Source organism: Acidithiobacillus marinus (assembly GCF_002847505.1).
GTDB classification, from domain to species: domain Bacteria; phylum Pseudomonadota; class Gammaproteobacteria; order Acidithiobacillales; family Acidithiobacillaceae; genus Acidithiobacillus; species Acidithiobacillus marinus.
This window is the reverse complement of sequence record NZ_MXAV01000034.1, coordinates 1-26,882: the sequence shown is the minus strand read 5'-3', so window position 1 is coordinate 26,882 and position 26,882 is coordinate 1. Positions and strand designations below refer to the sequence as shown.

Here is a 26,882-nt window from a genome sequence, read left to right as displayed (position 1 = left end):
CTACCAGGCACCCGGCAGACTGGCCTGGCCGGGGCGCAGCGCCTTGCGCCAGAAGCGCCAGCGATCACCACGACTGAGCGTCATTTGCTCCACGCCACCATTTGCCAGTATGCCAGTCCAGCATTGCAGCTGCCCACCGTTGCGCCATAGCCTCTGCAAGGCAGGCTCCAGAGCTGCAAAAGATTTGGCTGCATCGGGATAAAGCCAGGTTCCGGACCAGACCCAGAGGAGATTATCCGGAAGCTTTGCCGCCGCCTGCAACGCTTTGGAATAGGATAATGGCAACTCAAGCCAGGCGGCAGCGGCCTGCAGATAATCTGCTTCTGCGGACACCGTCTGCCATTTGCTTACCGGACGCTGCTCCGGCAAACGCCCTTCACCCCAGGCCCAGAACAGGCACCAAGGCTCACTACCATCATGACCCTGATTGACCGGATGCGCAGCCAGGAACATCTGTAATTCATTGAGAAAGGCATTCCAGCGCCGGGCGTCGCTGCCGGTATTTTGCTGCGCGATAGGTTCACGCCCCCAGACCTGCTCAGGATCAGGACAATGCAAATCCGGCGTGGTCTGGCTCAGCACATACCAGCGCCGGGCACCGCGCTGCAAAATCCAGGGAGAATCGGCCAAAAACTCTACTGCAGCACTGAATAATGCCGCCGCCGCAGATTCTTCCAGGCCCGCCAGGGGTTGCACGACAGCCCGCCCCGCCTGCCCCAGAAAGGCAACCGGCTCCAGAGCAATCACCCAGTACCCGGCGGTCGCGATCCCTTCTGACTCTGCCAACAAGGCCGCCGCTGGCAGGACGCCGGCAAAGCCCAGCAACCGGCCCGCCACTTCCAGGGAAGACTGTGCCGCTAGGTGTTCTCGGTGCCCCCGTCCCCAATAGCGCGGCAATACCTTGCCCAGGTCCTCCTCCGGCAGGCCGTGCAAGCCCGACAGCCAGAGGCAGGCATCAGCCATCAGCGCTCCAGGATAGCGCGCTGTACCGCATCCAGGGTGGCATTGACGGTCACCACCTCACCGCCCTGGGAAATGGCCGTATCGGGATCTTTGAGGCCATGCCCGGTCAAGGTGCAGACCACCGTGGCCCCGGCCTCGATTTTGCCGGCACGGGCCGCCGCCACCACACCCGCCACCGAAGTAGCCGAAGCCGGTTCACAAAACACCCCCTCAAATTTGGCCAGCCAGCGCTGGGCTTCGAGAATGTCTGCATCACTATGGCTGCCAAACCAGCCACCACTTTCCTCCTGCACACGATGGGCCTGATCCCAGGACATGGGGTGACCGATACGAATGGCCGTCGCGATGGTTTCCGGATTTTTCACAAAATCGCCCGCCATGAACGGGGCGCTGCCCGCTGCCTGGAAGCCCAGCATTTTCGGGCGTTTTCCGGCTTTGCCATGGCCATAAGTACAGATGCCATTACAGAATTTGCAGGCATTGGTCAGCACCTGCGAAGCTTCTTTCCGGCCATCGGTGGCTTCACAGTAGCCCATCCAGTGCGCGGTGATATTGCCAGCATTTCCCACCGGCAGGGCATGATAATCCGGCGCCTCGCCCAAGGCCTCGATAATTTCGAAGGCCGCCGTTTTCTGACCCTGGAGACGATAGGGATTGACCGAATTGACCAGGGTAATGGGGGCATTGGCGGCCACTTCCTGGACAATTTGCATGCCTTCATCGAAATTACCGCGAATCTGCAGGACCAGTGCCCCGTGCATCATGGCCTGGGAGAGTTTTCCCAGGGCAATTTTCCCTTCGGGAATGACCACAAAAGCCTGCATCCCGGCCCGGGCTGCATAGGCCGCCGCTGCCGCAGAAGTATTGCCGGTAGAAGCGCAGATGACCATCTCGCTGCCCTCCTCCTTGGCTTTGGTCACCGCCATGGTCATGCCCCGATCCTTGAAAGAGCCGGTAGGGTTCAAACCTTCAAATTTCAGAAACAGACGCATATCCACCCCCAGCTGGCGGGGCAGGTTGACGCATTCGATGAGTGGGGTATTCCCCTCACCCAGGCTGACCGCCTGAGTATCCGGGGCCAAAGGCAGAAAAGCACGGTAACGATCAATAATGCCGGTATAACGAGTCATGGAAGGTTCCTGCAACAAAGGGGATTCGGAAAATAGTTCACTGCTCGGCCAGACTTTCAACGCGCAGCCGCAATACCGGCCGGGCTACCACCGGCAGGGCCTCGATGCGGCGGATGGCCTGCTCCAGATCACCCTCGCGGCAGCGGTGCAGCAACAACACAATAGGTACTGTATCGGCTTCCGGAGTTTCCTTTTGCACCAGGGCCTCAATGGAAATTTCATGCTCGGCCAGCATGGTCGCCACCTGGGCAAGCACGCCGGCGCGGTTATGGGCATGAATGCGCAGATAGTAGGCACTTTCCACCTCGGCCATGGGCAACAAGGGCAAAGCACTCAGGGCATCGGCCTGGAAGGCCAGATGAGGTACCCGATTACTGGGATCCGCCGTCATGGTCCGGGCCACATCCACCAGATCGGCAACCACGGCACTGGCGGTCGGATCACCGCCAGCACCCCGACCGTAATAGAGGCTCTGTCCGGCGGCATCGCTCTCCACCAGAATGGCATTAAACGGCCCCTCGACATTGGCGAGCAGGTGACTTTCCGGAATCAGGGTGGGATGCACCCGCAACTCGACGCCATCCGCGCGGCGCCGTGCAATACCCAGCAACTTGATACGATAACCGAGCTCCGCTGCATAGACCACATCATCCCGCTCCAGAGCGCGAATACCCTCCACATGGCAATGGGCGAAATCCACTGGAATACCGAAAGCAATGGAAGCCATCAGGGTGATTTTGTGCGCGGCATCGCCGCCATCCACATCCAGTCCCGGATCGGCTTCGGCATAACCGAGGCGCTGGGCTTCACCCAAAGCCTGCTGAAAATCCCAGCCCTCACGAAACATCTGGGTCAGAATATAGTTACTCGTGCCGTTGATGATGCCTGCCAGCCAGTGAATGCGATTACCCGCCAGGCCCTCGCGAATCGCCTTGATGATTGGAATCGCTCCGGCCACCGCAGCCTCAAAGGCCACCATCACGCCCTGTTGCTGAGCCGCCGCGAATATCTCATTGCCATGCTCCGCCAGCAGGGCCTTGTTGGCTGTCACCACATGCTTGCCTGCCGCAATGGCCGCCAGAATCAGTTCCCGGGGAAGGCCAGTGCCGCCCATGACTTCCACCAGCACATCCACTTCCGGATCACGCACCACTGCCCAGGGATCAGCACTGATCCGCGCATCCAGGTGCAGCCCTTCCAGGCGGGCAGGATTGCGAACGGCAGCATGCACCACCCGCAAATCCCGCCCCACCCGGCGGGTGATTTCTTCGGCATTGCGAGCCAACACCCGCACCGTCCCCTGGCCGACGGTACCCATCCCGAGAATGCCAATGCGTACCGGATCCATACCCTCGCTCATCACAAATCCTCACGAAACATCTGTTTGATGCCACGAATCGCCTGCCGGGTCCGATGCTCATTTTCCACCAGACCGAAGCGCACATACTCATCACCCAGTTCGCCAAAGCCTATGCCCGGGCTTACGGCCACTTTGGCACGGTCGAGCACCAGCTTGGAAAACTCCAGAGATCCCATCTTGCGCAGGTTTTCCGGAATGCGCGCCCAGACAAACATGGTGGCCTTGGGTTTATCCACCGCCCAGCCAGCGGCTTCCAGGCCTTCGCAGAGTACGTCGCGGCGCTGTTCGTACATCAGGCGGATGTCTTCCACACAATCCTGCGGCCCTTCGAGAGCGGTGATGGCCGCCACCTGGATAGGGGTGAAGGTGCCGTAATCCAGATAGCTTTTCATGCGTGCCAGCGCGCCCACCAGCTTGGGGTTACCTACCGCAAAACCGACCCGCCAGCCGGGCATGTTGTAGCTTTTGGAAAGGGTAAAAAATTCCACTCCCACATCCTTGGCCCCCGGCACCTGCAGAAAACTGGGCGCCTTGTAACCGTCAAAAACGATGTCGGCATAGGCCAGATCATGGACCACCCAGATGCGGTGCTCCTTGGCAAACTCGACGATTCTTTTGAAAAAATCCAGATCTACCACTGCCGCCGTGGGATTATGGGGAAAATTGATGACGAGCATCTTGGGTTTCGGCCAGGCAGCCTTGACCGCTTTTTCCAGCTCTTCAAAGAAATCCACTCCGGGAAGCATGGGCACATGGCGCACATCCGCACCCGCAATCACAAAACCATAGGGATGAATGGGATAGGTTGGGCTGGGCACCAGCACCGTATCACCAGGCCCCATGGTCGCCAGGGCCAGATGGGCGATGCCTTCCTTGGAACCAATGGTGACGATGGCTTCCGATTCAGGATCCAGGGCAACCCCGAAGCGCTGTTCATACCAGGTGGTAATGGACCGGCGCAGGCGGGGAATACCCCGGGAGACGCTATAGCGATGAGTATCCCCACGCTGGGCCGTTTCACAGAGTTTGTCGACAATATGTTGCGGTGTGGGCTGATCAGGATTTCCCATTCCGAAGTCGATAATATCCTCACCCCGCTTACGGGCCTGGTTTTTCAGGTCGGTCACAATATTAAACACGTAGGGAGGCAAACGACGGATACGTTCAAAATCACTGTTCATGGAGCACAGACCTTCAAGGGTTGTCGTGAATACCGAAATCGAAGAACAATAGAGAGGCTACGCGGGCCTGTCAATCTGCATCACGGAGGAAAGTCATGAAATTACACCGGCAACTGGACACCCAAGCCAACCTCATCAACAGCTATGGGCCGGAGGGCGTAGTCATTCGCGGCCAGCGTTATACCCAAGGCGTACTGGTAAGCACAGACTGGCTACATAGCCCTTGGGGGCCACCCAGCGCCACCGCCCTAACTCTGGAGCATTTTCATGAGGTACTTGCGCGCAAACCCGATGTTCTGCTGCTGGGCACGGGCAGAAAACAGTTTTTTCCCTTGAAACTCATGGTAGCCTTGCGTGAGGCCAACATTCCGGTGGAAGTCATGGACACCAGTGCCGCCTGTCGTACCTACAATATTCTCTTGGCAGAAGACCGCGTCGTACTCGCCGCCCTGCTGCACCCCGAAGCCTGAGCGCTTTCAGCCAAACAAGGATTCTGTGGTCAATCCTTCTTCTTCAATGCGCAAGCGTAGCGTCAGTAAAGCCTCTACCTGAATTTGCCGCACGCGTTCCCGGGTAATGCCCAGACGTTGGCCCACCTCTTCCAAAGTAGCGCCGTCGGTGCCGTCCAGGCCAAAACGCCAGAACAGTACCTGTCGATGCTTTTCGGACATACTGCCGATCCATTGATGAATCTGTCGGGATAAATCACGATCCGCGAAGGCGGTTTCGACACCCGGCATGGCGGCATCAGCAATCACATCGGAAAGAGGACGATCTGACTCGCGACCGTGGGGAATATCGAGGCTGCTGACCCTGCCGTCATTTTCCAGGCACCCGCGAATTTCTTCTACCGGTCGATCCAGGGCGGCAGCCACTTCTTCGGGGGTGGGATCACGCTGCAGGGTCTGACCCAGACATCGTGCGGCACGCAGAACTGTACTGAGTTCTTTCATCACATGAATGGGCAGGCGGATGGTGCGGGTCTGATTCATCAGGGCGCGTTCTATATTCTGGCGAATCCACCAGGTCGCATAAGTCGAAAAGCGGAAGCCCTTTTCCGGATCGAATTTTTCTACAGCGCGAATCAGACCCAGATTCCCTTCTTCGATAAGGTCCAGCAGCGGCAGCCCGCGGTGAATGTAACGCCGCGCCAGCTTGACCACCAGGCGCAAATTGCACTCGATCATGGTGCTGCGTGCCGCTGGATCTCCTGCCTGCACCAGCCGCCCCAGTGAAATTTCCTGTTCTGCCGTCAGTAGCGGGTTATGACCAATTTCCTTGAGATAACAGCGGGTGGCGTCCCAGTCAGGCGCTTCGCCATAATCTTCCTCCGGATTTTCCTGAACTTCTTCGCTACCCTCGACTTCCAGGGATACGTCCTCTTCTGCGACTCTGATTGCGTCGTTCATGATTAACACTCTCCAGAGGCCAATGAAACGGTGCCCGTCAGCAAGGGCACAAAAAAACAATCACCCAGAGGACTGATCCTGGCTTCCTGGCCATCCCAATGACTGACCTGCAAATGCTGCTTGCCATCTTCATCCACCGGCATCACCAGGCGGCCACCGGGTCGTAGCTGGCGATACAATGGCGCCAAGGCACAAGGAACAGCCGCTGTAATCACAATGGCATCATAGGGGGCTTGACTCGACCAACCTTCACTCCCGTCACCATGCAATAAATGGACCCGGGTGTATCCCATTCGTGTCAGCAGTTTCTCGGCGTGGTGATGTAGTGGACCAATCCGTTCCACACTGAACACTTCGGCGCCCAGTTCCGCCAAGAGGGCCGTCTGGTAGGCAGATCCGGTACCGATTTCCAGAATCCGTCGGGGAGTCGGGCTGTTTTCGAGAATGGCCTCCATCATCCGCGCTACCGTCCAAGGCTGAGAAATGGTCTGACCATAGCCAATAGGCAGGGAAACCAATTCGTAAGCCCTGCCCGCCAGCGCCTGGGCAACAAAGTGATGGCGCGGCACCTGATTCATCACATCCAGCACCCGCTCATCGCGAATACCCGCCGCCCGCAGGCGCAGCACCATTTTCCCCCGGGTGCGAGGAGAAATCATACCGACTTCGGGGCTCAGGACTGGCAGGTGCGCAGCCACTGACTCAAACCCTCCAAAAAATTGTAGCGGGTCATGTCCAGGTCCAGGGGAGTGATGGAGACATAGCCTCTGCGGACCGCATCAAAATCCGTACCTGGTCCGGCATCGGCTTCCCGACCCGAAGGACCAATCCAGTAGACCGGATCGCCCCGTGGATCCGCAGCCGGTATCACCATATCACTTTTATGCCGTCGCCCTAGACGAGTGACCTCGAACCCGCGTAATTGCTCATAGGGCAGATCGGGCACATTCACATTGAGGATGGTATCGGCAGGCAAGGCATGACTGAGCACACCGGTCACCAGACGCGCCGCAACTTGGGCAGCGGTTTCAAAATGACTGCAATCCCGCCCGGCCAGAGACACGGCAATCGCCGGCAATCCGAGAAAACGCCCTTCGGTGGCTGCCGCCACCGTCCCTGAATAGAGCACGTCATCCCCCATATTGGCACCCCGGTTGATACCCGAAACCACCATGTCCGGCGATTCGGCAAAAACACCGGTGACTGCCAGATGCACGCAATCCGTAGGCGTACCACCTACCAGATAGTGAAAACCGTTGAGGCCGGTGCGCATCCGCAAGGGGCGGTCGAGAGTCAGGGAATTACTGGCGCCGCTGCGATCCTGTTCGGGAGCCAGAACTTCCACTTCGCCCAGGGGGGTGATTGCTTGAGCCAGCGCTGCCAGTCCCGGTGCCAGATATCCGTCATCGTTACTGAGCAAGAAACGTGGCATCTGATCTCCCTGAAAGTCTTTCATTCAGCCTGCTATAGTAAGCCACGAAGACAGGGCAGGTCTATCCCGATTTCTGCTCAAGTTTCGTTGAATCGCTTCAGGCTCCGGTAAAGCCGTCTTGGCCATTGTCAATGCGCCAGATTGGCCCGGGGAGCATCCGGTACAGGATGCTCCGATAGCTGCTCCAGTTGATGCTGCAGCAATAAAACCCGCAACTGGGCGCTATCCATGGCTTGCTTCAACGCATTCACCCGCTGCAAGTAACGGGCGTAATTCCGTTCATTACCCGTGCGGACAGCCTTGCCATGTTCATAATTATGGGTAGCCTGCAGCAACTGCGCACGGGCAGCAGCCAATTCGGCTTCCAGGCTCTTACGCGCAGGGCTGGTCTGGTTGCCTGCTGACTTTGCGGGCGCGGACTGATCTGACCTTGGCATGAGCACCGGTCTTTGCTCATCGGAAGCTGCCGGTGTGCTCACAGATTGCTGCGGAGCTCCCGCAATCTGCTCAACCCCCCTTGCCCCGGCAGGCGGATTCTCTCCGTAACTCACGACTCCATTATTTCCTACCCAGCGATAAATGGTTTCCGCAGTCACCTGCACACTGAACAGTCCGATCAGGAACAAACCCGGCAGCACGCAGCGGGCCATAAACCTATGTATTGCATTTTTGCCTATTGCCATTTTCATCACGCCTTCTCAATAGCTCTCCGCGAAACTTATATGGTCGTCCCGCAAGTCCTTGTCAAGGCGCCAAAGAAAAAGGCCCCGCACAATGCGGAGCCTTTCACCTCTGACACCGGCAGACTGAATCGTCCGCTTTCCGGTCAGAGGCTATAGTACATCTGGAATTCTACTGGGTGAGTAGTAATCCGCAGGGCTTGCACTTCCGCCCATTTCACATCGAGATAGCCTTCCAGCCAGCTTTGGGAGAACACGTTACCCTTCATCAGGAACTCGTGATCCGCTTCCAGAGCCCGCAAGGCTTCTTCCAATGAAGCAGCGACGCCCGGAATGTTGGCCTGTTCTTCGGCGGGCAGATCATAGAGATTTTTGTCCATGGCATCGCCGGGATGAATCTTGTTCTGGATACCGTCAAGTCCGGCCATCATCATGGCGGCAAAAGCCAGATAGGGGTTGGCGGTGGAGTCCGGGAAACGGACTTCAATACGCCGGGCCTTGGGGCTGTTGACGAAGGGAATACGGATGGAAGCGGAGCGGTTTTTGGCCGAATAGGCCAGCAACACCGGGGCTTCATAGTGGGGGACCAGACGCTTGTAGCTGTTGGTGCTGGGATTGGTCAGGGCATTGATAGCCTTGGCGTGCTTGATGATACCGCCAATGTAGTAGAGCGCCAGCTCTGACAGACCGCCATAGAGGTCGCCAGCAAACAGATTCTTGCCGTCCTTGGCCAGAGACTGGTGAACATGCATGCCACTGCCATTATCCCCGACAATGGGCTTGGGCATGAAAGTGGCCGTCTGACCATAAGCCGCCGCCACATTGTGGATGACATATTTCAGAATCTGTACTTCATCCGCCTTACGGGTCAGGGTGCTGAAGCCCACACCGATTTCATGCTGACCGGCAGTCGCCACTTCGTGGTGATGCACCTCCACTTTCAAACCCATTTCTTCCAGCGCCAGACACATGGCTGAACGCAGATCCTGGGCAGAGTCCACCGGGGGGACCGGAAAATATCCGCCCTTCACACCGGGACGGTGCCCCATATTGCCGGACTCATATTCCTTGCCGGAATTCCAGGCGGCTTCCTCGGCATCCACCTTGTATCCGCAGCCACTCATGTCGATGTTCCAGGTTACCGAATCAAAGACGAAAAATTCGTTTTCCGGACCAAAATAGGCGGTATCGGCAATGCCCGTACTTTTCAGATAGGCTTCGGCACGTTTGGCCAGCGAACGGGGATCGCGTTCATAACCCTGACCTGTAGCGGGTTCTACAACATCACAACGGATATTCATGGTCGCTTCATCGGTGAAGGGATCCAGCACGGCGGAATCAGGATCGGGAAGCAGAATCATGTCGGATTCATTGATGCCCTTCCAACCCGCAATGGAGGAACCATCAAATGCTTTACCTTCCACGAAGGTATCTTCTTCCATGGTGTGGGAAGGGACGGATACATGCTGTTCCTTGCCCTTGGTGTCGGTAAAGCGGAAATCAATGAACTTGACATCTTTTTCTTTGATCAACTTCAGTACATCTTTCGGGCTATGACCCATCTGCATTTCCTCCAATCAAGAAATATTTACCACCTGAAGCCAGGTAACTAGCAAAACTGATACCACCCTCCAAGCGAGTACTCACAAAGTTCTGGCCGATTATTGCACCAAACTAACACCCCATAACAGTGCAATCAAACGCTTTGCACCAAATTTGTGCACTACGCCCCCTGATCTTGGCTACCCGGATGTCTGCCAGGCCACATCCACTCTCTGCAAGCCGACGATCTTACCTTGCAAGGCGTCCTGAATCTGCTTTTCCTCAGCCTCCAGTGTTTGCAGAGTTGCTCCTACCGGAAATGGATAGCGCAGGCAAACTACTACGCCTTCTTTCAGATAATGCAGGGTCATCTGTTGTGGATGGGGCAAGTTTCGGGCGAGCAGCCCGGATGCCACTGCTTTTTCAATCTCACTACGGGGCGGCAATACCGCACCGCCCTCTTCATCATTTTCGCTGTCAATATGAATGGTGGCATCCACTAGATCATCCACGGCTTGAAGCAAACAAATCCGTACGCGCTCGGCAATCTGGTGTCCCTCGGAAACGCTGAGCAAGGGATTGGTCACCTGTAAGTGCACTTCGGCCAGCGCTTGATGTCCTATTTTGCGGGTCTTCAGCAGATGCAGGTCGCGTACGCCCTCACAACCCAGAATGATTTCACGGATTTGCGTCAGAGTGACATCATCCAGACCCCGGTCAGCCAGCTCCTGGAGTGCCTCCCAGGCCGTCACGACACCGATACGCAGCACCATCAGCGCGACAATGAGGGCAACCACCGAATCCAGATAAGGAGCGCCCAGAAGACTTCCGCCGATACCAATCAACACGATCACGCTGGAAATCGCGTCGGTACGATGATCCCAGGCATTCGCCCGGAGTGCGGCAGAGCGGGTTTTGCGGGCCACGCGAATGGTGATCTGATACAGGGATTCCTTGGCCACGATGGCAAATGCGGCAATATACAGGGTCCAGACAGCGGGCATGCCATAATGCCCGATGACCAGCCGTTGCACCGCCTCATAGCCAATGCCCGCACCATTGGCCGCCAACAGCGTGCCGGTACCCAACGCTGCCAGGGTTTCAAAACGCTCGTGCCCGTAGGGATGCTCATGGTCCGGAGGCTGGCTGCTGAAATGCATGGCCAGAATCAAGCCCAGATCCGAGAGCAGATCAGACAGGGAATGCACCGCATCCGCCACCAAGGCGTCCGAATGGCCCAATATTCCGCCCGCCAGCTTGGTGAAAAAAAGCACCATGTTGGTGCCCGCCCCCATCAGGGTCACCCGCATGTTCTTTTTTCCGCGATCACTGCGGCTGATGGTTTCTGTCACGCTCTGGTGTCCTCTGTGTGGTCTGGAGTGTGCTTCTCTCCAATCTTGCCTATGATAACGGCAAAATGCTCCGGGATATAAGTGATCACCGCCACCACCCCCTTCTCGGGGCAATCCTAATCACTATAAAAAAATGCCCCGGAAATTTTCCAGCAAGATGGCCCAGCACCTTACGTAATCAACGAATCCCCTATATACTTCTGATTATCATTATAACTAAATGACTTTTTCGCCAGAAATTAATGACCATTAATGATGGGAGGAGTCCATGCAACCCTGGATGATCGTGACAGGTGCTTCCGGCGCCTTGGCTAATGTGTTCATACCGTTAGCAGCAAAACATGAATGGCGAATATTGGCGGTGAGCCGCAAAGAAGATTTCATCCCGCCAGAAACCGCAGACATCACCCGACTCCAGGCCGATGTTTCAAGTATGGCCGGAGTAGATACGGTCATGCAGTTTTTCAAGGAGCGAAACGAAGTGCCGGAGTGCCTTGTGCATCTTGCTGGCTCATTTCTACTGGCTGGTCTGGGCCAGACTTCTGAGACCCAATATCGACATTGCCTGGCGGCGAATCTGGATTCTGCTTTTTTTATGCTCAAGGCTTTCGTGGCTATCCTGCGGAAAAATCATACGGCAGGTAATGCCGTTTTCGTATCTTCTGTAGTAGCCGATATTGGCGTTGCTTTTCATGAGGCGGTAGCTGCCGCCAAAGGCGGGCTTGAATCTCTGGTTATGGCAGCTGCAGCCACCCATGCCCGCGACGCTATTCGTATTAATGCGGTGCGTTCCGGACTGATGGATAGCCCGGCAGCAAGCCATATTTTAAGAAACACTCAGGCCCGGGAAATGGCGCAACGACAATATCCTCTCGGGGAATTAATTGATCCGGCCCTGGTGGCTGAAGCGATTATTTTTTTACTGCAGCAGCGCCAAATGACCGGACAAATATTATCTGTGGATGCGGGCTTTACTGCTATTCGTCCTTTGGTGACGAGCTGAGTTATAAACCTGTGGAACGATGCACCAAAGAAAAATACCAACGATAGGGCAGACAACGCAGCAATTTAAGTTTACGGGTAAAAGCGCGGGGAAAATGTATTTCAAAATGATTCCCTTGCATTCCTCGCAAAATTTCCCTGGCCGCTTGCTCGGGGCTGATCAGATTGGGCATAGGAAAATCATTATGGGCTGTCAGCGGGGTGGCGACAAAACCGGGGTGAATCACCTGAACCTTGATACCTTTGTCTTCAAGGTCAAGATGGAGCACTTCGGCAAGATGGGTCAATGCGGCCTTGCTCGGTCCGTAGTAAAGAGACTGTGGCAGCCCCCGCAGACCGGCAACACTGGAAGTCAGGACAATCTGCCCCTGCCCTGCTGTCAGTAAATCCCCAAGCACTGCGTGCACCGCGTCCACGGCCCCCAGATAATTGGTCGTCATAGCCTGTCTTGCCAAGGTCGGATCCAGATCCCAGCTCCGTGCTGCCTGATAAGTCCCAGCCAGAAACAGCAGGAGATCCAGGCCGCCCCAGTGCTGTTTAATGACTGTATAGGCTTTTTGTAGCTGCTCTGTTTGGGTCACATCAGCGGGGCAGATCAGGGGCTCATTGCCCAGCTGGCTGGCGAGTTGTTCGAGTTTGTCGGGATTACGCGCCGTCAGAGCAATTTTTGCTCCCTGGTCATCTAGGGCCTTTGCACAAGCCGCGCCAATACCGGTACTGGCACCGATGAGCCAACAACGTTTTCCTTGCCAGTAGCTACTCATACGGGTACCGGATCGCCCAGGCGGGGCAGCTGCATCATAGCCTCGCGATTTTCCGCTGTATCTGCCAAACGATGAATTTCAATACTGACATCTCCTACGAAAAACCCCCAAAACCGCATTTTACTACGATTAATGACGTGATCTTTATCAATCAGATACATCCAGTCATCCACACGCAAGTTAAAAAAACGCTTCCCCACAGGCTGACGCAACGTATAACGCCAGCGCATGGCAAATCCCTCGGCTTCCCCTTGGGCAACACCCACAATATCACCCGCAGAACCTTGTGCCGTAGCGGCAAAGGTATGCCCTCCCGTGACTTGCAACTGCCACAGACGGTCTGCATGTGTCGCTTTACCGTTATTATCCAGAAATAGAAATTTTTCACTGAGTGAGCCAACCGATTCGCTCTGCCAGGTGCCCAGCAAGTGCATGATAAAGCGGTTGACCACCTTACCGGAGCGATCCTGGAATATGCCCGTTGCTACAGAAGGGCCATTAAAAAATTGATGGAGCTGAAACACGGGTAGGGTTGATGCGTATTTTTTCATGACGCGCCTGTCTATCGAATAAGAGTGCCCACAAAATTATAACCGTTATACAGCAAAAAAGAGGGATGCATAGCATCCCTCAAGGCAGGGCCCTGTCAACCTTCCATCTAAGCTGCTGATGGAGTAGCACAAAGGGTTTTTCTGGACTTCTCAGGATGAATGCGGTAACTTTTGCCGCATGGAAGTCCCAACTCTCACCGAAAACCAGCAAGCCAGCCTGCACCGTGTTCAGGTGCGACCCATCCTGCCCACGGAGCGGGAACGCTGGAATACGCTGATGCAAACGTATCACTACCGGGGCTTTCGCACCTTGGCGGGCCGTAACCTGCGCTATGTGGCTACGCTCGATGGTCGCTGGGTAGCGTTACTGGGCTGGCATGCCGCCGCTTTTCAATGCCAGGCGCGGGATCGGTGGATCGGCTGGTCCTGGATCTTGCGCCGCCAGCGCTTGCATCTCATCGCCAACAATGCCCGTTTTCTGATCCTGCCCGGAGAATCCTTCCCGAATCTGGCGTCCCGTATTCTGGCGCTGAACCTGCACAGGCTCTCTGCGGACTGGCAATCCGTCTATGGGCATCCCATCGTGCTGGCTGAGACCTTTGTGGAATCCCCCCGTTTTACCGGTGCCTGCTACCGGGCCGCCAACTGGGTGGATGTCGGCGGAACCAAGGGCTTCGCCCGCCGTCCCGGTGGTGGCTATGTCCACCACGGCCAACCTAAACGTCTTCTGCTCTTTCCTCTCCATCCACAGGCGCGGGCCTGGTTGGCCCAGCCGCAGCCCCAACTCGAATGGACCCATACCCCCATGCAAACCGTGACGTTGAGCGACGCGCAAATGGAAGGCTTGCGCCAAATCTTTTTCCGCCTTCCCGATACCCGCAGCAAACTAGGCAAGCAGCATCCCCTCCCGGCCATCCTGACGGTGGCCGTGGCCGCTGTCCTGACGCGGGCCGAAAGTTATGCCGCCATCGCCGAGTGGGGCGGTCGCTTGACCCAGGCTCAATTGAAGCGCATCCGCGCCCGATTCGATCCCAAAACCAAGCGCTACCTCGCCCCCTCCGAACCGACCATCCGGCGCGTCTTGCAAGGGGCCGATGTGGAGGCGCTGGATGCGGCGATCGGCGCCTGGCTACTGGGTACGGCGGGCTTTGAAGCGGTGGCCGTCGATGGCAAAGTCCTCAAAGGGGCCGCACGCGCAGACGGCGCTCAGGTGCATCTGCTCAGCGCGTTCCTGCATGGACAGGGGGCCACCATCGCGCAAAAAGAAATCGCCCGGAAAACCAACGAAATTCCAGAACTGCGCAACCTGCTCCAGGACGTCAACATCGCGGGCAAGGTCGTCACCGCCGATGCCCTGCATACCCAGCGGGAGACCGCCCGCTTCCTCGTCGAAGACAAGAAAGCCGATTATCTCTTCACCGCCGTCAAAGGCAATCAACGAAAACTCCGCGACCGTCTGACGTGCCTCCCTTGGGGCGATTTTCCCCCTCAACGCTGAAACCACAGAGGTCGGGCATGGCCGCTTTGAATACCGCAAAATCATCGTCGCCACCCGGGCAACCGGCCTCCATTTTCCGCATGTCGGACAAGCTTTCCTGATCCAACGCTCCACCATCAACAGCAAAGAGGGCACGATTCGGGATGATTATGCCTTCGGACTCACCAGCCTGACCCCGGATCGTGCCACGCCCGAAAATCTGTTGGGCTTGGCCCGTGGTCACTGGGAAATTGAAAACCGGAACCATCATGTCCGCGATGTGACTTTCCACGAGGACCTCTCCCAAGTCCGTACCCAGAACGGTCCCCATATGATGGCGACCTTGCGCGAACTGGCCATGAGCATTATGCGTCTCACTGGCGTCAAGAATATCGCCAAAGCGTGCCGGGATTTCGCCGCCAGCGCGCACAAAACGCTCCGCCAACTCGGATACTGAGGCGCCACCACGGGGTTTACCTATCCGAGAATAGCTCCGGAGGGCGAGCTGCGTCCGTCAGCCACCCCATTCACGATTCTGCACCCAAAATCGCCTGAAAATGCCGCATTTCCACCAACTATAGCCCCTTCAAACCACCATTAAAATCAGTGGCGAAAACCTCTGCTACTATATCTGGCGAGCTTGACGGAGCCCTGTCCCTCAAGGCCACCAGAAACTACAATACGTACTTCATAATCAATGGATCAAGCAGAGGCAGATAAAAGCTGATAAAGATCGGCCACTGAGCGAGCTCCAGCTGATTGTCCTTGAGCCATGGAGTCATCAATAGTCTCCGGACCCGTTGCCGCACCACAGACATAAATGCCTCTTCGTGTTGTTCCCTGGGTATTGGTGTATTGTTCTGCTCGATCAATGAACCCGTGTTTTTCTAGAGCAACACCAAAAACCTTGGAAATTTCTGGATTCAGTGCATTGGGATCCATACCAATGGCATGCACCACCAGATCCATGGGAATAACAATGGGTCTTTTGACCAGTGTATCTTCGCCCTTAACCAACAAACGACCATCAGGAGATTTGGTTACTTCAGCAATGCGCGCTTTCACAAATTTGGTTTTGAACTCTTCTTGGCTCTTCCAGTAAAACTTGTCTTCGTACAATCCAAAGGTACGAATATCCATGTAATAAATGAATACATCGGTAGTAGGTGATATTTCCTTGATTTCCATTGCTAAGTTGGTGGAAACCGTACAACAGATCTTGGAACACCACTCTCTGCCGATTTGTCGATCACGAGAACCCACGCACAACAAAATGGCGACTCTTTCAGGGACGCGTCCATCTGATGGACAACGAATTTGCCCGGTGGCCACCATTTGCTCCATTTGGGTTGTGGTCAATACGTCTTCGTAAGTGCCAAATCCCCATTCGGGTTTATTGATGGAATCAAAGTGCGTAAACCCTGTGGCGAGAACCACGGCGCCGGTTTCCACTTTTTCGCCAGAACTCAAAGTTGCAGTAAATTGACCGGGTTCTCCACTGAAATCAGTCACTTTAGTAGAGGTATGGATAGAAACATTTTTGTTACCTGTCACTCTGCTAACCATACGGCCGATAGCATCCTTAGCCCATTCGCCGGAAGGCACCAAGCGGGCATATCCTGATATGATGGGTGCCCCGCCCAAGACATCTTCTTTTTCGACGATAACTGCTTTTTTACCCATAGATGCAATGGTTGCTGCTGCAGAAAGACCCGCTGGACCAGCTCCAACTACCAGTACTGAATCGGTATTCGCCATGACACGCTCCTGAAATTCAACTGATGGTTAAAATGTAGAACATGCCCTGAACATTGTCAAGCATTTGTATTAAACAAAAGCTGGTCACAGTGAAGAGGTCAGGACCATTCCCGTATTGCCTCCAACATATCCTGTAAGCGCACAAAACAGGATTCATCTCTGCCACTGCCGAGCTCGAGACAACCACTCCCTCCCAACCAGAGGGTAATATCAGACGGTATCCGTTTTTGCAATTCCTTCAGGTAGATACGATTTTGTGAATTGACCGCCGCCGCCGATATCGCCATATGAATGACCTGCACATGACAGGCTTCTGCTGCCGCCAGAAGATCATCCAGTTCTGGCTCAGGCCCGATATACAGAACATCTACTCCCTCACCCATCAGCAAGGCCCGGGTCATCTGTAATTCCAGAGCACGCCCCTCCCCGGGAAAACTCGCCAGCAAAACCCGCAACCGTGCCACTCCGACAGGAAGCTGACTGGTGGCCACATAAAGACATTCTCTCAACAACTCCTGAAGACAGGCTTCCCGGTAGGGCTGAATTTCTCCCGTAAGCCGGGCGCGGGCAACGCGCTGCAGCAACGGCGCAGCAACCTGTAATACAAAGCGTGGAAGACCTTCCTGCTGCAACTGACGACGCAAGTAAGTCAACAATCGTTCCGGGCGGTCCGAGGCAAGCATCGCCAAGGCTTCGGCCAGAGCTTCCGGATCTTCTCGCGGGACCGCTGACGGCACCGGAATTTCGGCAATCAGATTCTCGATTTTCTGGGCATCTGCACCCACTACAGCCCCCGGCCGATAGCCTGCCGCCAGCAGCCGATTGATCTGGTGCAAACGGTCGATCTGGGCACGGCTGTACAAGCGGTTTCCTGTCAGATCACGACCAGGCACCGGAAAGGCATACCGCCGTTCCCACATCCGTAACAACTCTTTGGAAATACCGGTTTCCTGCTCGACCACACTGATCGGAAATTGCGGCGCATCTACTTCATCCGTACTGATATCCACCAATGTTCCCTTTTTGTATATGACGTCTTCTTGACATATGAATCCTGAACAGTAACCTACTATAGCATTGCCAGAGAGATTCCTGTGCTTACTGTTTTATTTCATGGTCACACAAATAGTCAGGGATGCCCATGCTTTATATGAATTCTGGTGGCAATCCGCTATCAGGGCAAGACGGGGGTACAGGATTCGCTCTTCCTGGCAGATTCATTTTGTCCAAGGAACGTGAATGTTCGCTAAAAATTTTGTTGCCGACGAGATCCTGAACCACCCTGAACAAATCACCGCGACCATGGCTGATCGTCAAGGTTTTGGGATTATTGCCCTGGACAATCATGCTCTGGTAAAAATTTTCAATGCTGCAGAATCACGTCTCAGCGGACTCAGCGTCTCAGAAGTTCTGGGTAGGAATTTTTTTACCGAAGTTGCGCCCTGTACTGCCAGCCGATTGTTTCGTGGCCGGTTTCGTCAAGGTATTCAGGATGGAACCATGGATACGCATTTTTACTATACGTTTACTTATCGTATTCGTCCGATTTCTGCGCATATTCATATGCTTTACGATATTCGCAAAAGTCCGCTCTTTTTTATTTTCATTGATCGTGTCATTCAACTTTACGAGGACCTCGGCTGATGTCTGCGCCCGTTGAAAGCAATGTGATCATCCATTTTCTGGCATATGCCGATGAGTTAATACAAACGGTGGCTGATCTTCCGGAGATTCAGCAGGAACAAAAACAACTATATCATGTTTGTTTAAGCAGCCTTTGGCAGATCCTGAACAATGCCTTCCAGCAGGATGGACAACAATTTCTCAGCGCCGAACAGGTACAGCTCCTACAGATGGTGGATCAGGAAATTTGCCACCACGAAGAGGAAATCTCCGCAGATTTGCGCCAACAAATTAGTCGCTTTTTGAGAGATATGTCTCCGGATTTGGTGTCCTGACAGTGGCGGATCGCGATGCTTTTTTGCAGCGACTGGCTGCGGGCATGCATCATGGCTTTGCCCTGGACTGGCAGCACAACGGAATCAGCCATGCCTGGCCCGGACAATCGCTTTGGGCCCGCGCCGCGCGCATCAAAACCCGCTGGCGGCGCAGCAAGCTGCTACCCGGTGCACGGGTTGTCGTCAGTATTCCCAATAGTCCGGCCTATGTGGCTTACATGCTGGCCTGTTGGATGGGCGGCTGGACTTTTTGTCCCTTACCCAACCTGCACCCCCAGGAAACCCGGCGACGTCTGCAACGGCTTCAACCGGCCTTGTGGATCCATTATTCAGCGCAGCGTCTGCAGGAAATCCCCTGTAATGGTCTTCCGCAGGAGGATCTGGATGCCGCGCTGATTATGTGGAGCTCGGGCAGCATGGGGGCAGGAAATGCGTATCGTCTGCGTTTTTCAGCCTTGCAATGGCAAGTGGATGCCCACCTACCGGCATTGCAGCTGAGTACCGACAGCCTCATCTGGAACACACTGCCCTGGGCGCATGTTTTTGCCGGCGTGCTGGAGTTACTTACCGCCGGCATTGCAGGCAGCGTCATTCAGGTAAACGCACAGCGCGCCCGTCACCCACCTCCTGACTGCACGCATCTTTTCACGGTTCCGCGCATTGCCCGCTTGCTCGATCAGCAACAAATAGGCGCACTGGAGGGGGGCATCATTGGTGGCGCGCCGCTAGGAACCCAATTGGCAGAACAGCTTCAGGGCAGCAAGCTCCGGGTCGGTTATGGACAAACAGAAGCCGGGCCGGGCATCACTCTGGGACTCCCTGGTGAGTTTCATCCCTTTATTCTGGGATTCCCCCTCGTGCAATGCACTATTGCCGGGGGAACCTTGCGCTATCAATCACCCGGTCAGGCAGATGCCTTCCTGGATGCATCAGGTTGGCAGAACATGCCTCAGGAACAGGGTTGGCGCAATAGTGGTGATGAGGTCTATCAGAATCCTCAAGGATGTCTATATTGGCTGGGAAGGCATGATGGCGGATTCAGCCTTGCAAACGGACAGAGTGTCCGATCAGAAGCTGAAGAGGCACGCTTGATGGATGTCTATCCTCAAGCAGACAGCATCGTCCTTGGTGCACCGGGGTCGCGGCATTTGAGCGTCGTCGCAAACGTGTCTGAAGCGCAAAAAGCCGCCTTCATTCGGCATTGGCACGAACCATACCGGTTACATGTTCCCGGACAGACCTTCTGGGAGAAGGCACCCAGCTCTCAGGGCAAACCCAACCGACGCTGGCTGTATGAAAACTGGCCTGAATAAAACGGCTTTCGCTTTTCTGACGGACTCCCTTATAATTTTTCGCTTTTGACTGAATAGCGAGTAATCGGCCCTATGCGCTCCCGCCCCTCCTCTGTCAGCCCCAGCGAAATATGGGGCCACGCCGTTGCCAACATTACCCCGTCAGCCATGCCCGCGGTGACGATCTCACTGGTAGCTATGCACAGCGGCCATTTTACCTGGCTGGCCTATAGTGTCATCGGCTTGTTAATGATGTTGGTGGCTGTGCAAGTTGGCATTCTCGCCCGGCATTTTCCCTCGCCCGGCTCCCTGTTTTTTTATCTCGGCAAGGCTTTGCACCCCATCGCTGGCATGGTGGCGGGTTTTGTCATGATTACCGGATATTTCGGTGCTCTGGCAGCCGCCCCGCTATTGGGGGGATTGTTCCTGGAGCAGGCGCTGGCCTTTTTCTGGCCGGTCCAGGGCATTGGCTGGATTGCGGTGATCGCTCTGCTGTATCTACTCGTTGCCTGGCGACTGGCACGGCGCGGGATTGAAATTTCTGCACGTTGGGGGTTGTGGGTCGAGATTTTTTCCATTGCCTGTATTATCCTCATCGCCGCCTTCACTCTGGGATATTATGGTTGGCGCGATCCCCATCAATGGGAATTTTCGCAGCTGCAGCAAGGCCCGTTTACCCAGGCGTTGATTCTGTCCCTCTTGGCTTATGGCGGTTTTGAAACAGCGGGTAATCTCGCCGGAGAAACCCGGGCGGCTCGTACCGCCATCCCCAAGGTCATGCTGTTTTCCGTGGGCATGGTAGGCATCTTTTTTGTAGCCATGGCCTATATCGAAATTCTCGCTTTTTCCCATATTCCTTCGGCCATTGGCAACAGCCCGGCACCACTCAACCGCATAGCCGAAGCGATTGGCAGACCCTGGCTGGGTATCTTCTCGGATTTAGCCATGGCTACCGCCGCTTTTTCCGCAACTATTGCCACCCTCAACAGTATCTCTCGGATTTTATTCAGTATGGCCGGACATCAGGTCATCAGTCCCTATCTGCATTTTCGCCACCCGCTGCACCATACACCGACCCGCGCCCTGGGCTTGTTAGCCCTGCTGGTCATGATCAGTACGGTAGTAGTCAGCATGGCCCGGTTTTCAATATTGTCCGTTGTGGGCACGTTTGGCACTTTTACCGGATTGGCTTTTCTGCTGATTTACAGCCTCGCCAACATTGCCACACCGCTGTTTTTGTTTCGTCAGCAACACCCCTGGCGCTGGATGAGCCTGATAGTTGCCGGACTTTCCCTGCCACTCTTGCTCAAGGTACTCCAAGTGAGTTTATGGCCTTTACCAAAAGGGGGAGAAGGGGCTGCCAGCGTGCTTTTTGTGCTGCTGGTGATCATCGTGTTTATCCGGGGTTTGCTATGGGCACGCTACCAACCCCGGAAATTGCATCAAATCATCGACGTGGTCGACGAATAAACTTACTTCACTTCCGCTACTTTTGCCCGGTTTTCGGCGGTATCGGGGAGTTTATGCATTTCCAGAAAAATATTACCGGCATGCAGCCCATACCAGGTCACATCGGTATGATCCATCAACGTATTGGGTGTAATCATATACATCCAGTCATTGGCATGCAGATGATAAAAAGTTTTGCCTACCGGTTGACGCACGTCGTAGGACCAGTGCAGAGCAAAACCAAAGGCATCTCCAGATGCCTTGGCTACATTCCCGGCTGATCCTTCAGCACTGCCCACAAAATGATGGTTACTGGTTTCGGTCAGATGCCAAACCCGTTGTTGATAGGTTTTTTTACCTGCAGCATCAAAATAAGTGAAGTTTTCTACCAGGGTGCCCTGATCGCCTTGCCAGGTACCCATCATCCGCACCACAAAACGATTCACAACCTTACCAGAACGATTTTCAAACACGCCTTGGGCCATCAGGGGGCCATTAAAAAAGGTCTTCAGATCGAACTTTGGCCGGCTTTGCGCATATTCCTGGGGCTGCGTCGCACAACCTGCCAAAGCCATGACCAAGGACAAACCCAATAATTGCTGTATTTTATTCATGATACCCTCCCATTAATGGAACCAAAGAATTCCGGCCCTCTAAGGACCAGACACCCATGAGCACAACGGCCAGTATTTTGATCAGCGCTGGCACCAGGGCATAACAAAAAGATAAGGCCCATAGATTTTGTCCGGCTGAATAGCCTAAACCTTGTAATAACGGCAATATCAAGCCGGCACCCAAAGCCGTGGCTGCCTTACCCACCCAATTGAATAAACCGAAATAATTTCCCGGACGACTGCGCGTGTCCCGGTCACTATGATCAGCCAGAAGGCTGGGCGGTAAGGCCTGATCAGCCCCCAGAGTCAGCCCCGTCAAAACGCAAATCAGGGCATAGGGCCAGACCTCCCCCGAGCGAATAAAATAAGCACCGGCAAAGGCTACGATGGCGACCAACATGGACAGACGCCAGGCCAGACTTTTACTGAAACGTCCCGATAGCCATAACCATAAAGGCATGCCTAATGCTCCCGAAAGAAAATAGGCCAACAGAAACAAAGGCGCCAGTGAGTGTGCCCCGAGAATTTCATCGACAAAAAAGAAAAAAAGTGTTCCGGCTACAGTATTGGCGGATTGTGAAAGCAAATAAATAATCAGCAGGTGTCGTAATGGCTTATGCTTCAAGGCTGAAAAAAAGGCCCACCAAGGGAGCTTTTCGCCAAAGACCGGGCGCTGCATGCTGGATTTCAGTAAAGGGAATACAGCCAATATCAAAAACAGAGCAAAAATACCCGCAAATAGTTCCAGGCCTTGCACTCTGCCCCATTGCTGCATCAATACGTCCGGCAAGGCAGCGGCCAGCAGTACACCTATCAAGGCGCCCGCCTCGCGACTGGTCGTGAGCCAGGTGCGGCCATTGTAATCCCGGGATAATTCTGCCCCCAAAGCCTGATAGTTGACACTGGTCACACTGAAAAACAGATAAAAAATGATCAGTGAGCAAGCCAGGCTGAGCCAGACCGAGCCCGGCCACGGATTGAAAAGCCCGTAAAAACCCAGAATCATGCCTGGGATACCCAAAAGAATCAGCACCCGGCGGCCATGATGCTGTTCTGCCCACCGGTCACTCCAAAGGCCGATCAGCGGGTCCTGTATGGCATCCAGCAAACGTACCGCCAGCAAAATGATTCCCAACAAACTCAGAGAGATACCGAAATTCTGGGCATACAGATGAGGAATCAGCAAATAGACGGGCAAAGCCCCAAAAGCCAAAGGCATTCCCAAGGGCGCATAAAACAGGAGCGTTCTATAGGAAGGGATACCCTGTTGCCGACCTTTACTCATGCCTGCCCAGCAGGTTTTTCCGTAAGCCCGGCACTTGGGTCCTGGGACTCAGCCAGATGGCAAAAAAGTCCGGACAGAATTGCGGATCATTAATTTTACTGTGCAATACGCCATTATAATAGAAGGCAGTGTATTTTCCGGGCACACACAAACCAACAATCTGATCCCCGGATTTCACGTCAGGAAAGGCGTTTTTCAAATCAAGCTGATATTTGACCAATTGCGCAGGGCTCAGGCCGTCCAGCCGACGCATTTCTTTCAGCGAAGTTTTTACCAGTTCGTGGCTGCTGAAGTCCCGTTCATAATCAATTCCCAATGCAAAGGGCTGGGTTGGCGTGTAATCATTACCACTCACCCAGAGTGCCGCATTATAAACGCTGAAAAACAACCAGTTCAGATGTCCCGCGCCCAACAAATGCAAATCCGGCTCGGCCATTTTCACGGCTGTCGGCAAGGATACCTGGGGCGGCTTTGCCCAGGCCAACGGGCTGAGCAGTAATATCCACAAAAAAATGAGTAGCTTAACCATGGGTCAAAGTTACCTGGGTCAGATCAATTTCTTTCTCGGAAAAGCCTGCCTCACAGTACATCAGATAAAAACGCCACATCCTGCGAAAAACCTGGTCATAACCTAGCGCCTCAATGGCTTCTTCCTGCGTGTCAAATTGCTGTCGCCATAAGTGCAAGGTCCGCGCATAGTCCTGACCAAAGTCTTTGCGTTCAAGCATCTGCAAACCTGCAGCACGGACTTCTGCCAGAAGTCGCGCCGGGGCGGGCAGCATGCCCCCGGGGAATACATAATGCCGGATAAAATCGGAGCTTTTCTGGTAAGCTGCAAAGCGTTCATCAGCAATGGTAATACTCTGAATCAGGGCCCGCCCGCCGCGCCGCAATAATTGCCGAATTTGCTGGAAATAACTGGGCCACCACTCAGCTCCCACAGCTTCGAGCATTTCAATGGAGACAATGCCGTCATAATGGCCCTGCATGTCACGATAATCTGTTAGGGAAAACTCTGTGAAATGGTCCAGCCCTTGACGACTTAAGCGCTCCCGGGCATAAGCCAGCTGCTCGGAGGACAAGGTGATGCCATGCACATGATATCCGCGCCGGGCTGCGTATTCGGCAAAACCACCCCAACCACAGCCAATTTCCAGAATCCGGGCTCCCGGAGTCAGATTGAGATTATCCAGAGCTCGGGCATATTTTCTTTCCTGGGCAGCTTCCAGACTCAGCGTATCTTCTCCGTCATAAAGGGCGCTGGAATAGGTCATGCTCTTATCCAGCCAGAGCTGATAAAAATCGTTGCCCAGATCATAGTGGAAAGCAATGTTACGACGACTGCCACGCCGGGTATTGGCGCGTAGCAGACGATTCAAAAGCGTAAATATCAGTCGTCGGGTCCACGAACCCTCCACATATTTTTCGACCATAGCCCGATTGGCAATGGCCAGACGCAGCAAGGCGACCGGATCACTGCTCTCCCACAAGCCTTCCATGTATCCACGTCCAAAGGCGATATCTCCATCCCGAGCCAACCAGGATAAAATCCGCCAGTCATGGATGACCCAATCCGCACGCAAGCCCGATTCTGCACCTTCAAACTGCAGGACTTCTCCCTCCGGCGTTTTGAGGGTCAACTGCCCGCAACCCATGCCTTCCAGCATTTTCAGCAATGCCTGTGCGGAGCGGGGCAGTCTGTTCGCAGAAACGCGACGGTTATCAAATACAGTGCTCATAAACTGATCTCCTGCTGCGGGGGCTCCGGTTTTTTGTGAAAAGGGATGTGGGCACGCCAGAGCTTCAAGGCCTGCCAGTGAATAAAAAAGACCACGGAAAAAGTCATGAAGGGCTGTTGCAACACCGCTCTCCATACCTTGGGCAAACTCAGCGGCTGCCGGTTTCCCGCTATCTGGGTAAGCAAGCAGGGTTCGCCAGCCGCATCCAGATAATGAATATCCGCATGAAAACTCTGCTCTTGCAGGCGAAACCGAAAACGATATTGCCCTTCTACAGGTAAAAATGGCGACACATGAAAAGCTTTGTCCGCAGTCAACCAGTCTCCCTGCCCAATAATCCGGCGATCTGCGTGGGCGAGCAGATAACTATGGTGCTCACCAAAAGTATTATTGACCTCTGCCAACACCCCGCGAATCTGGTCGTTTTCGTCCAGTCCCAACCAAAAACTGACTGGATTGAATACATAGCCCCAAAGACGTGGGTAGGTAACCAGCACATAGCGGCTGGCAGGAATCTGCTGCTCGGCAAAACACCCCTGAATCCAGGGCAACAAAGCAGAGCCATCACGGGGACCGTGATCACGATTATAAAAACGCAGGGGACTCAAGCGTGAAAGCACCTTTTGCAAAAGGGGCAGCGCATCCAGATCGAAGCAAATGCTGAACGTGCGATAATGAAAAGCAGGACGCGGGGGTTGCAGGCGCCGGTGCATGACCCGCCCCAACAAAAGACCACCTGTTAACGCAGGACGTGTTCTGGGCATATTTCCATCCGGGGTTCAGAAACGGAACTCTCCTGTTGCTGCCAGGCAGCACGAACACCCATACGATTGGCGACTTCTACCGCACTGCGCAGGCCATCCTCGTGAAAACCATGACCCAGCCAGGCACCGCAAAACCAGAGTCCATCGGCTCCCTGCAGACGACGGATGGCTTCCTGACCCGCCAGGGCAGCGTGATCAAAAACCGGATGGGCATAATGAAACTGTGCCCAGGTTTTTTCGGGAGCCGGTGCTTGTTGCGGATTCAAGGTCACCATGACCGGTGCAGTGAAAGGCAAGGGCTGCAACTGGTTGATCAGGTAGGTGACTGCCACGGAACGCTGCGTATCTGCCGCACCCTCTTCGTGAAAATTCCAGGCTGCCCAGGCCTTACGACGTTTGGGGAGAAAGCGTTCATCCCCGTGCAAATAGGCGGAGTTGTCCTGATACTGGCAATGCGCCAGCGCCGCCTTCTGGGCAGGCCAGTGCTCGCCGAGCAACTTTCTGGCCTGATCTCCATGTAATGCACAGATGACCTGATCAAAGTGCTCTTCCTGGCCGCCAGCATACTGGACCAACACTCCGCCCTGACGATCAGGGCGCAAAGCTTCTACCGGCGTATTCAAACGCAGATCCGGGAGATCCCGGATGATACGCTGCACATATTCACGCCCCCCGCCCAGCACCGTCCGCCATTGCGGACGATTAAAAATGGCTCTTCGTCAGATTGAGTGGGTAGGGGGTAGAATGCTGTGGAGCGGTCGTGCCCTGAATTGGAGTTAGCTGATGGTCCCTGAAGAGCTGTTTTCTCTCGCGTTAGGATTGGTTCCGCCGTGGTTGGTGGATCATGTGACTTTCACGGTGGAGGAGAAACGCCTGGATCTGCACATCAACTTTCCCAAGGGTAGTCGCTTTGCTTGCTCCGTCTGTGGTGAGGAGTGTCCGGTACATGATACCCGTGACCATACTTGGCGGCACATGGATTTCTTCCAGCATGAAGCCTATCTCCATGCCCGCGTACCTCGTGTGAAGTGCCAGGAGCATGGAGTGCATCAGATATCTGTTCCCTGGGCACGGGAAGGCTCGCATTTCACCCTGCTCTTCGAAGCGCTGATCATGACCCTGGTGCGGGAGATGCCGGTATTGACCGTAGCCCGCCTAGTCGGCGAGACCGACACGCTCC

The 26,882-nt window shown here is 54.8% G+C and carries 29 protein-coding genes; 9 read left to right on the top strand and 20 right to left on the bottom strand.

What is annotated here, in order from left to right:
- Genes B1757_RS08175 through alaC form a run of 4 tightly spaced genes read right to left on the bottom strand, consistent with a single transcriptional unit; the run spans position 1 to position 4,634 of the window.
- A complete protein-coding gene (locus B1757_RS08175; protein ID WP_101537846.1) occupies positions 1-963 on the bottom strand; it encodes a hypothetical protein in 963 nt (320 codons plus the stop codon).
- Entirely contained in the window at positions 963-2,093 is a 1,131-nt protein-coding gene (gene thrC, locus B1757_RS08170) for a threonine synthase (RefSeq protein WP_101537845.1), read from the bottom strand. The genes B1757_RS08175 and thrC overlap by 1 nt, the downstream gene beginning before the upstream one ends.
- A 37-nt stretch (positions 2,094-2,130) precedes the next feature.
- Entirely contained in the window at positions 2,131-3,453 is a 1,323-nt protein-coding gene (locus B1757_RS08165; protein ID WP_216360840.1) for a homoserine dehydrogenase, read from the bottom strand.
- A complete protein-coding gene (alaC, locus tag B1757_RS08160) occupies positions 3,453-4,634 on the bottom strand; it encodes an alanine transaminase (RefSeq protein ID WP_101537844.1) in 1,182 nt (393 codons plus the stop codon). Before alaC ends, B1757_RS08165 begins: the two co-directional genes overlap by 1 nt.
- Before the next feature lie 95 nt (positions 4,635-4,729).
- Here alaC and B1757_RS08155 point away from each other — a divergent pair, with 95 nt between their 5' ends.
- Positions 4,730-5,104 carry an Mth938-like domain-containing protein gene (locus B1757_RS08155; protein WP_101537843.1) on the top strand — a complete coding sequence of 125 codons (375 nt, stop codon included), beginning with the start codon at positions 4,730-4,732 and terminating at the stop codon, positions 5,102-5,104.
- 6 nt (positions 5,105-5,110) lie between these two features.
- On the opposite strand, the gene rpoS is transcribed toward B1757_RS08155, so the two are convergent.
- The 6 genes from rpoS to B1757_RS08125 form a co-directional block, all read right to left on the bottom strand.
- Entirely contained in the window at positions 5,111-6,043 is a 933-nt protein-coding gene (gene rpoS, locus B1757_RS08150) for an RNA polymerase sigma factor RpoS (RefSeq protein WP_101537842.1), read from the bottom strand.
- Between the two features lie 2 nt (positions 6,044-6,045).
- On the bottom strand, positions 6,046-6,741 hold the full coding sequence (locus B1757_RS08145) for a protein-L-isoaspartate(D-aspartate) O-methyltransferase (protein WP_101537841.1): 696 nt from the start codon (positions 6,739-6,741) through the stop codon (positions 6,046-6,048).
- Positions 6,717-7,475, bottom strand: coding sequence for a 5'/3'-nucleotidase SurE (gene surE / locus B1757_RS08140; RefSeq protein ID WP_101538037.1), 759 nt, complete (start codon positions 7,473-7,475; stop codon positions 6,717-6,719). Before surE ends, B1757_RS08145 begins: the two co-directional genes overlap by 25 nt.
- Before the next feature lie 128 nt (positions 7,476-7,603).
- Entirely contained in the window at positions 7,604-8,158 is a 555-nt protein-coding gene (locus tag B1757_RS08135; protein ID WP_101538036.1) for a DUF4124 domain-containing protein, read from the bottom strand.
- Positions 8,159-8,301: 143 nt separating this feature from the next.
- The gene (gene glnA, locus B1757_RS08130; RefSeq protein ID WP_101537840.1) at positions 8,302-9,717 is read right to left on the bottom strand and encodes a glutamate--ammonia ligase; all 1,416 of its coding nucleotides are present in this window, start codon (positions 9,715-9,717) and stop codon (positions 8,302-8,304) included.
- A 180-nt stretch (positions 9,718-9,897) separates the two neighbouring features.
- The gene (locus tag B1757_RS08125) at positions 9,898-11,049 is read right to left on the bottom strand and encodes a cation diffusion facilitator family transporter (RefSeq protein ID WP_101537839.1); all 1,152 of its coding nucleotides are present in this window, start codon (positions 11,047-11,049) and stop codon (positions 9,898-9,900) included.
- A gap of 268 nt (positions 11,050-11,317) precedes the next feature.
- On the opposite strand from B1757_RS08125, the gene B1757_RS08120 reads away from it, so the two are divergent.
- Positions 11,318-12,052, top strand: coding sequence for an SDR family NAD(P)-dependent oxidoreductase (locus tag B1757_RS08120; protein ID WP_101537838.1), 735 nt, complete (start codon positions 11,318-11,320; stop codon positions 12,050-12,052).
- A 1-nt stretch (position 12,053) separates the two neighbouring features.
- On the opposite strand, the gene B1757_RS08115 is transcribed toward B1757_RS08120, so the two are convergent.
- Together B1757_RS08115 and B1757_RS08110 are read right to left on the bottom strand one after the other, a co-directional pair.
- The gene (locus B1757_RS08115) at positions 12,054-12,815 is read right to left on the bottom strand and encodes an SDR family NAD(P)-dependent oxidoreductase (RefSeq protein ID WP_101537837.1); all 762 of its coding nucleotides are present in this window, start codon (positions 12,813-12,815) and stop codon (positions 12,054-12,056) included.
- Positions 12,812-13,366: a DUF3833 family protein gene (locus B1757_RS08110; protein ID WP_101537836.1), complete on the bottom strand. Its 555-nt coding sequence runs from the start codon at positions 13,364-13,366 to the stop codon at positions 12,812-12,814. Before B1757_RS08110 ends, B1757_RS08115 begins: the two co-directional genes overlap by 4 nt.
- A gap of 178 nt (positions 13,367-13,544) precedes the next feature.
- Between B1757_RS08110 and B1757_RS08105 the strand changes: the two genes are divergently transcribed.
- Together B1757_RS08105 and B1757_RS16045 are read left to right on the top strand one after the other, a co-directional pair.
- A complete protein-coding gene (locus B1757_RS08105; RefSeq protein WP_101537397.1) occupies positions 13,545-14,864 on the top strand; it encodes an ISAs1 family transposase in 1,320 nt (439 codons plus the stop codon).
- On the top strand, positions 14,845-15,300 hold the full coding sequence (locus tag B1757_RS16045; RefSeq protein WP_140391020.1) for an ISAs1 family transposase: 456 nt from the start codon (positions 14,845-14,847) through the stop codon (positions 15,298-15,300). Before B1757_RS08105 ends, B1757_RS16045 begins: the two co-directional genes overlap by 20 nt.
- Before the next feature lie 245 nt (positions 15,301-15,545).
- Here B1757_RS16045 and B1757_RS08095 read toward each other — a convergent pair whose 3' ends face one another.
- Positions 15,546-16,601 (bottom strand): CoB--CoM heterodisulfide reductase iron-sulfur subunit A family protein, encoded by a 1,056-nt coding sequence (locus B1757_RS08095; protein ID WP_101537835.1) that lies wholly within the window; start codon positions 16,599-16,601, stop codon positions 15,546-15,548.
- 98 nt (positions 16,602-16,699) lie between these two features.
- Positions 16,700-17,611 carry a MerR family transcriptional regulator gene (locus B1757_RS08090; RefSeq protein WP_101537834.1) on the bottom strand — a complete coding sequence of 304 codons (912 nt, stop codon included), beginning with the start codon at positions 17,609-17,611 and terminating at the stop codon, positions 16,700-16,702.
- A 229-nt stretch (positions 17,612-17,840) separates the two neighbouring features.
- Here B1757_RS08090 and B1757_RS08085 point away from each other — a divergent pair, with 229 nt between their 5' ends.
- From B1757_RS08085 to B1757_RS08070, 4 genes are all read left to right on the top strand, one after another.
- Positions 17,841-18,245 carry a PAS domain-containing protein gene (locus B1757_RS08085; protein WP_101537833.1) on the top strand — a complete coding sequence of 135 codons (405 nt, stop codon included), beginning with the start codon at positions 17,841-17,843 and terminating at the stop codon, positions 18,243-18,245.
- Positions 18,245-18,559, top strand: coding sequence for a hypothetical protein (locus tag B1757_RS08080; RefSeq protein ID WP_101537832.1), 315 nt, complete (start codon positions 18,245-18,247; stop codon positions 18,557-18,559). The genes B1757_RS08085 and B1757_RS08080 overlap by 1 nt, the downstream gene beginning before the upstream one ends.
- A 2-nt stretch (positions 18,560-18,561) precedes the next feature.
- On the top strand, positions 18,562-19,872 hold the full coding sequence (locus B1757_RS08075; protein WP_101537831.1) for an AMP-binding protein: 1,311 nt from the start codon (positions 18,562-18,564) through the stop codon (positions 19,870-19,872).
- Positions 19,873-19,944: 72 nt separating this feature from the next.
- Positions 19,945-21,321, top strand: coding sequence for an APC family permease (locus B1757_RS08070; protein WP_101537830.1), 1,377 nt, complete (start codon positions 19,945-19,947; stop codon positions 21,319-21,321).
- Between the two features lie 2 nt (positions 21,322-21,323).
- Here B1757_RS08070 and B1757_RS08065 read toward each other — a convergent pair whose 3' ends face one another.
- The 6 genes from B1757_RS08065 to B1757_RS08040 are packed head-to-tail and all read right to left on the bottom strand — an operon-like array spanning position 21,324 to position 26,385.
- The gene (locus B1757_RS08065) at positions 21,324-21,914 is read right to left on the bottom strand and encodes a DUF3833 family protein (protein ID WP_101537829.1); all 591 of its coding nucleotides are present in this window, start codon (positions 21,912-21,914) and stop codon (positions 21,324-21,326) included.
- Entirely contained in the window at positions 21,907-23,199 is a 1,293-nt protein-coding gene (locus B1757_RS08060) for an MFS transporter (RefSeq protein WP_101537828.1), read from the bottom strand. Before B1757_RS08060 ends, B1757_RS08065 begins: the two co-directional genes overlap by 8 nt.
- Positions 23,192-23,728 (bottom strand): chalcone isomerase family protein, encoded by a 537-nt coding sequence (locus tag B1757_RS08055; RefSeq protein ID WP_101537827.1) that lies wholly within the window; start codon positions 23,726-23,728, stop codon positions 23,192-23,194. Before B1757_RS08055 ends, B1757_RS08060 begins: the two co-directional genes overlap by 8 nt.
- A complete protein-coding gene (locus B1757_RS08050; protein ID WP_101537826.1) occupies positions 23,721-24,938 on the bottom strand; it encodes an SAM-dependent methyltransferase in 1,218 nt (405 codons plus the stop codon). Before B1757_RS08050 ends, B1757_RS08055 begins: the two co-directional genes overlap by 8 nt.
- Positions 24,935-25,702: a DUF1365 domain-containing protein gene (locus B1757_RS08045; protein ID WP_101537825.1), complete on the bottom strand. Its 768-nt coding sequence runs from the start codon at positions 25,700-25,702 to the stop codon at positions 24,935-24,937. Before B1757_RS08045 ends, B1757_RS08050 begins: the two co-directional genes overlap by 4 nt.
- Complete coding sequence (locus tag B1757_RS08040; RefSeq protein ID WP_301179160.1) at positions 25,678-26,385, bottom strand: FAD-dependent oxidoreductase; 708 nt, start codon at positions 26,383-26,385, stop codon at positions 25,678-25,680. Before B1757_RS08040 ends, B1757_RS08045 begins: the two co-directional genes overlap by 25 nt.
- Before the next feature lie 100 nt (positions 26,386-26,485).
- On the opposite strand from B1757_RS08040, the gene B1757_RS08035 reads away from it, so the two are divergent.
- On the top strand, positions 26,486-26,882 hold a 397-nt coding region (locus B1757_RS08035), incomplete at its 3' end, for a helix-turn-helix domain-containing protein (protein ID WP_143484229.1).

Coding starts and splice junctions, on each gene's coding strand:
- B1757_RS08175 (WP_101537846.1), bottom strand. CDS start 963: ATGGCTGATGCCTGCCTCTGGCTGTCGGGCTTGCACGGCCTGCCGGAG.
- thrC (WP_101537845.1), bottom strand. CDS start 2,093: ATGACTCGTTATACCGGCATTATTGATCGTTACCGTGCTTTTCTGCCT.
- B1757_RS08165 (WP_216360840.1), bottom strand. CDS start 3,453: ATGAGCGAGGGTATGGATCCGGTACGCATTGGCATTCTCGGGATGGGT.
- alaC (WP_101537844.1), bottom strand. CDS start 4,634: ATGAACAGTGATTTTGAACGTATCCGTCGTTTGCCTCCCTACGTGTTT.
- B1757_RS08155 (WP_101537843.1), top strand. CDS start 4,730: ATGAAATTACACCGGCAACTGGACACCCAAGCCAACCTCATCAACAGC.
- rpoS (WP_101537842.1), bottom strand. CDS start 6,043: ATGAACGACGCAATCAGAGTCGCAGAAGAGGACGTATCCCTGGAAGTC.
- surE (WP_101538037.1), bottom strand. CDS start 7,475: ATGCCACGTTTCTTGCTCAGTAACGATGACGGATATCTGGCACCGGGA.
- B1757_RS08135 (WP_101538036.1), bottom strand. CDS start 8,158: ATGGCAATAGGCAAAAATGCAATACATAGGTTTATGGCCCGCTGCGTG.
- glnA (WP_101537840.1), bottom strand. CDS start 9,717: ATGGGTCATAGCCCGAAAGATGTACTGAAGTTGATCAAAGAAAAAGAT.
- B1757_RS08120 (WP_101537838.1), top strand. CDS start 11,318: ATGCAACCCTGGATGATCGTGACAGGTGCTTCCGGCGCCTTGGCTAAT.
- B1757_RS08115 (WP_101537837.1), bottom strand. CDS start 12,815: ATGAGTAGCTACTGGCAAGGAAAACGTTGTTGGCTCATCGGTGCCAGT.
- B1757_RS08110 (WP_101537836.1), bottom strand. CDS start 13,366: ATGAAAAAATACGCATCAACCCTACCCGTGTTTCAGCTCCATCAATTT.
- B1757_RS08105 (WP_101537397.1), top strand. CDS start 13,545: ATGGAAGTCCCAACTCTCACCGAAAACCAGCAAGCCAGCCTGCACCGT.
- B1757_RS08095 (WP_101537835.1), bottom strand. CDS start 16,601: ATGGCGAATACCGATTCAGTACTGGTAGTTGGAGCTGGTCCAGCGGGT.
- B1757_RS08085 (WP_101537833.1), top strand. CDS start 17,841: ATGTTCGCTAAAAATTTTGTTGCCGACGAGATCCTGAACCACCCTGAA.
- B1757_RS08080 (WP_101537832.1), top strand. CDS start 18,245: ATGTCTGCGCCCGTTGAAAGCAATGTGATCATCCATTTTCTGGCATAT.
- B1757_RS08070 (WP_101537830.1), top strand. CDS start 19,945: ATGCGCTCCCGCCCCTCCTCTGTCAGCCCCAGCGAAATATGGGGCCAC.
- B1757_RS08065 (WP_101537829.1), bottom strand. CDS start 21,914: ATGAATAAAATACAGCAATTATTGGGTTTGTCCTTGGTCATGGCTTTG.
- B1757_RS08060 (WP_101537828.1), bottom strand. CDS start 23,199: ATGAGTAAAGGTCGGCAACAGGGTATCCCTTCCTATAGAACGCTCCTG.
- B1757_RS08055 (WP_101537827.1), bottom strand. CDS start 23,728: ATGGTTAAGCTACTCATTTTTTTGTGGATATTACTGCTCAGCCCGTTG.
- B1757_RS08050 (WP_101537826.1), bottom strand. CDS start 24,938: ATGAGCACTGTATTTGATAACCGTCGCGTTTCTGCGAACAGACTGCCC.
- B1757_RS08045 (WP_101537825.1), bottom strand. CDS start 25,702: ATGCCCAGAACACGTCCTGCGTTAACAGGTGGTCTTTTGTTGGGGCGG.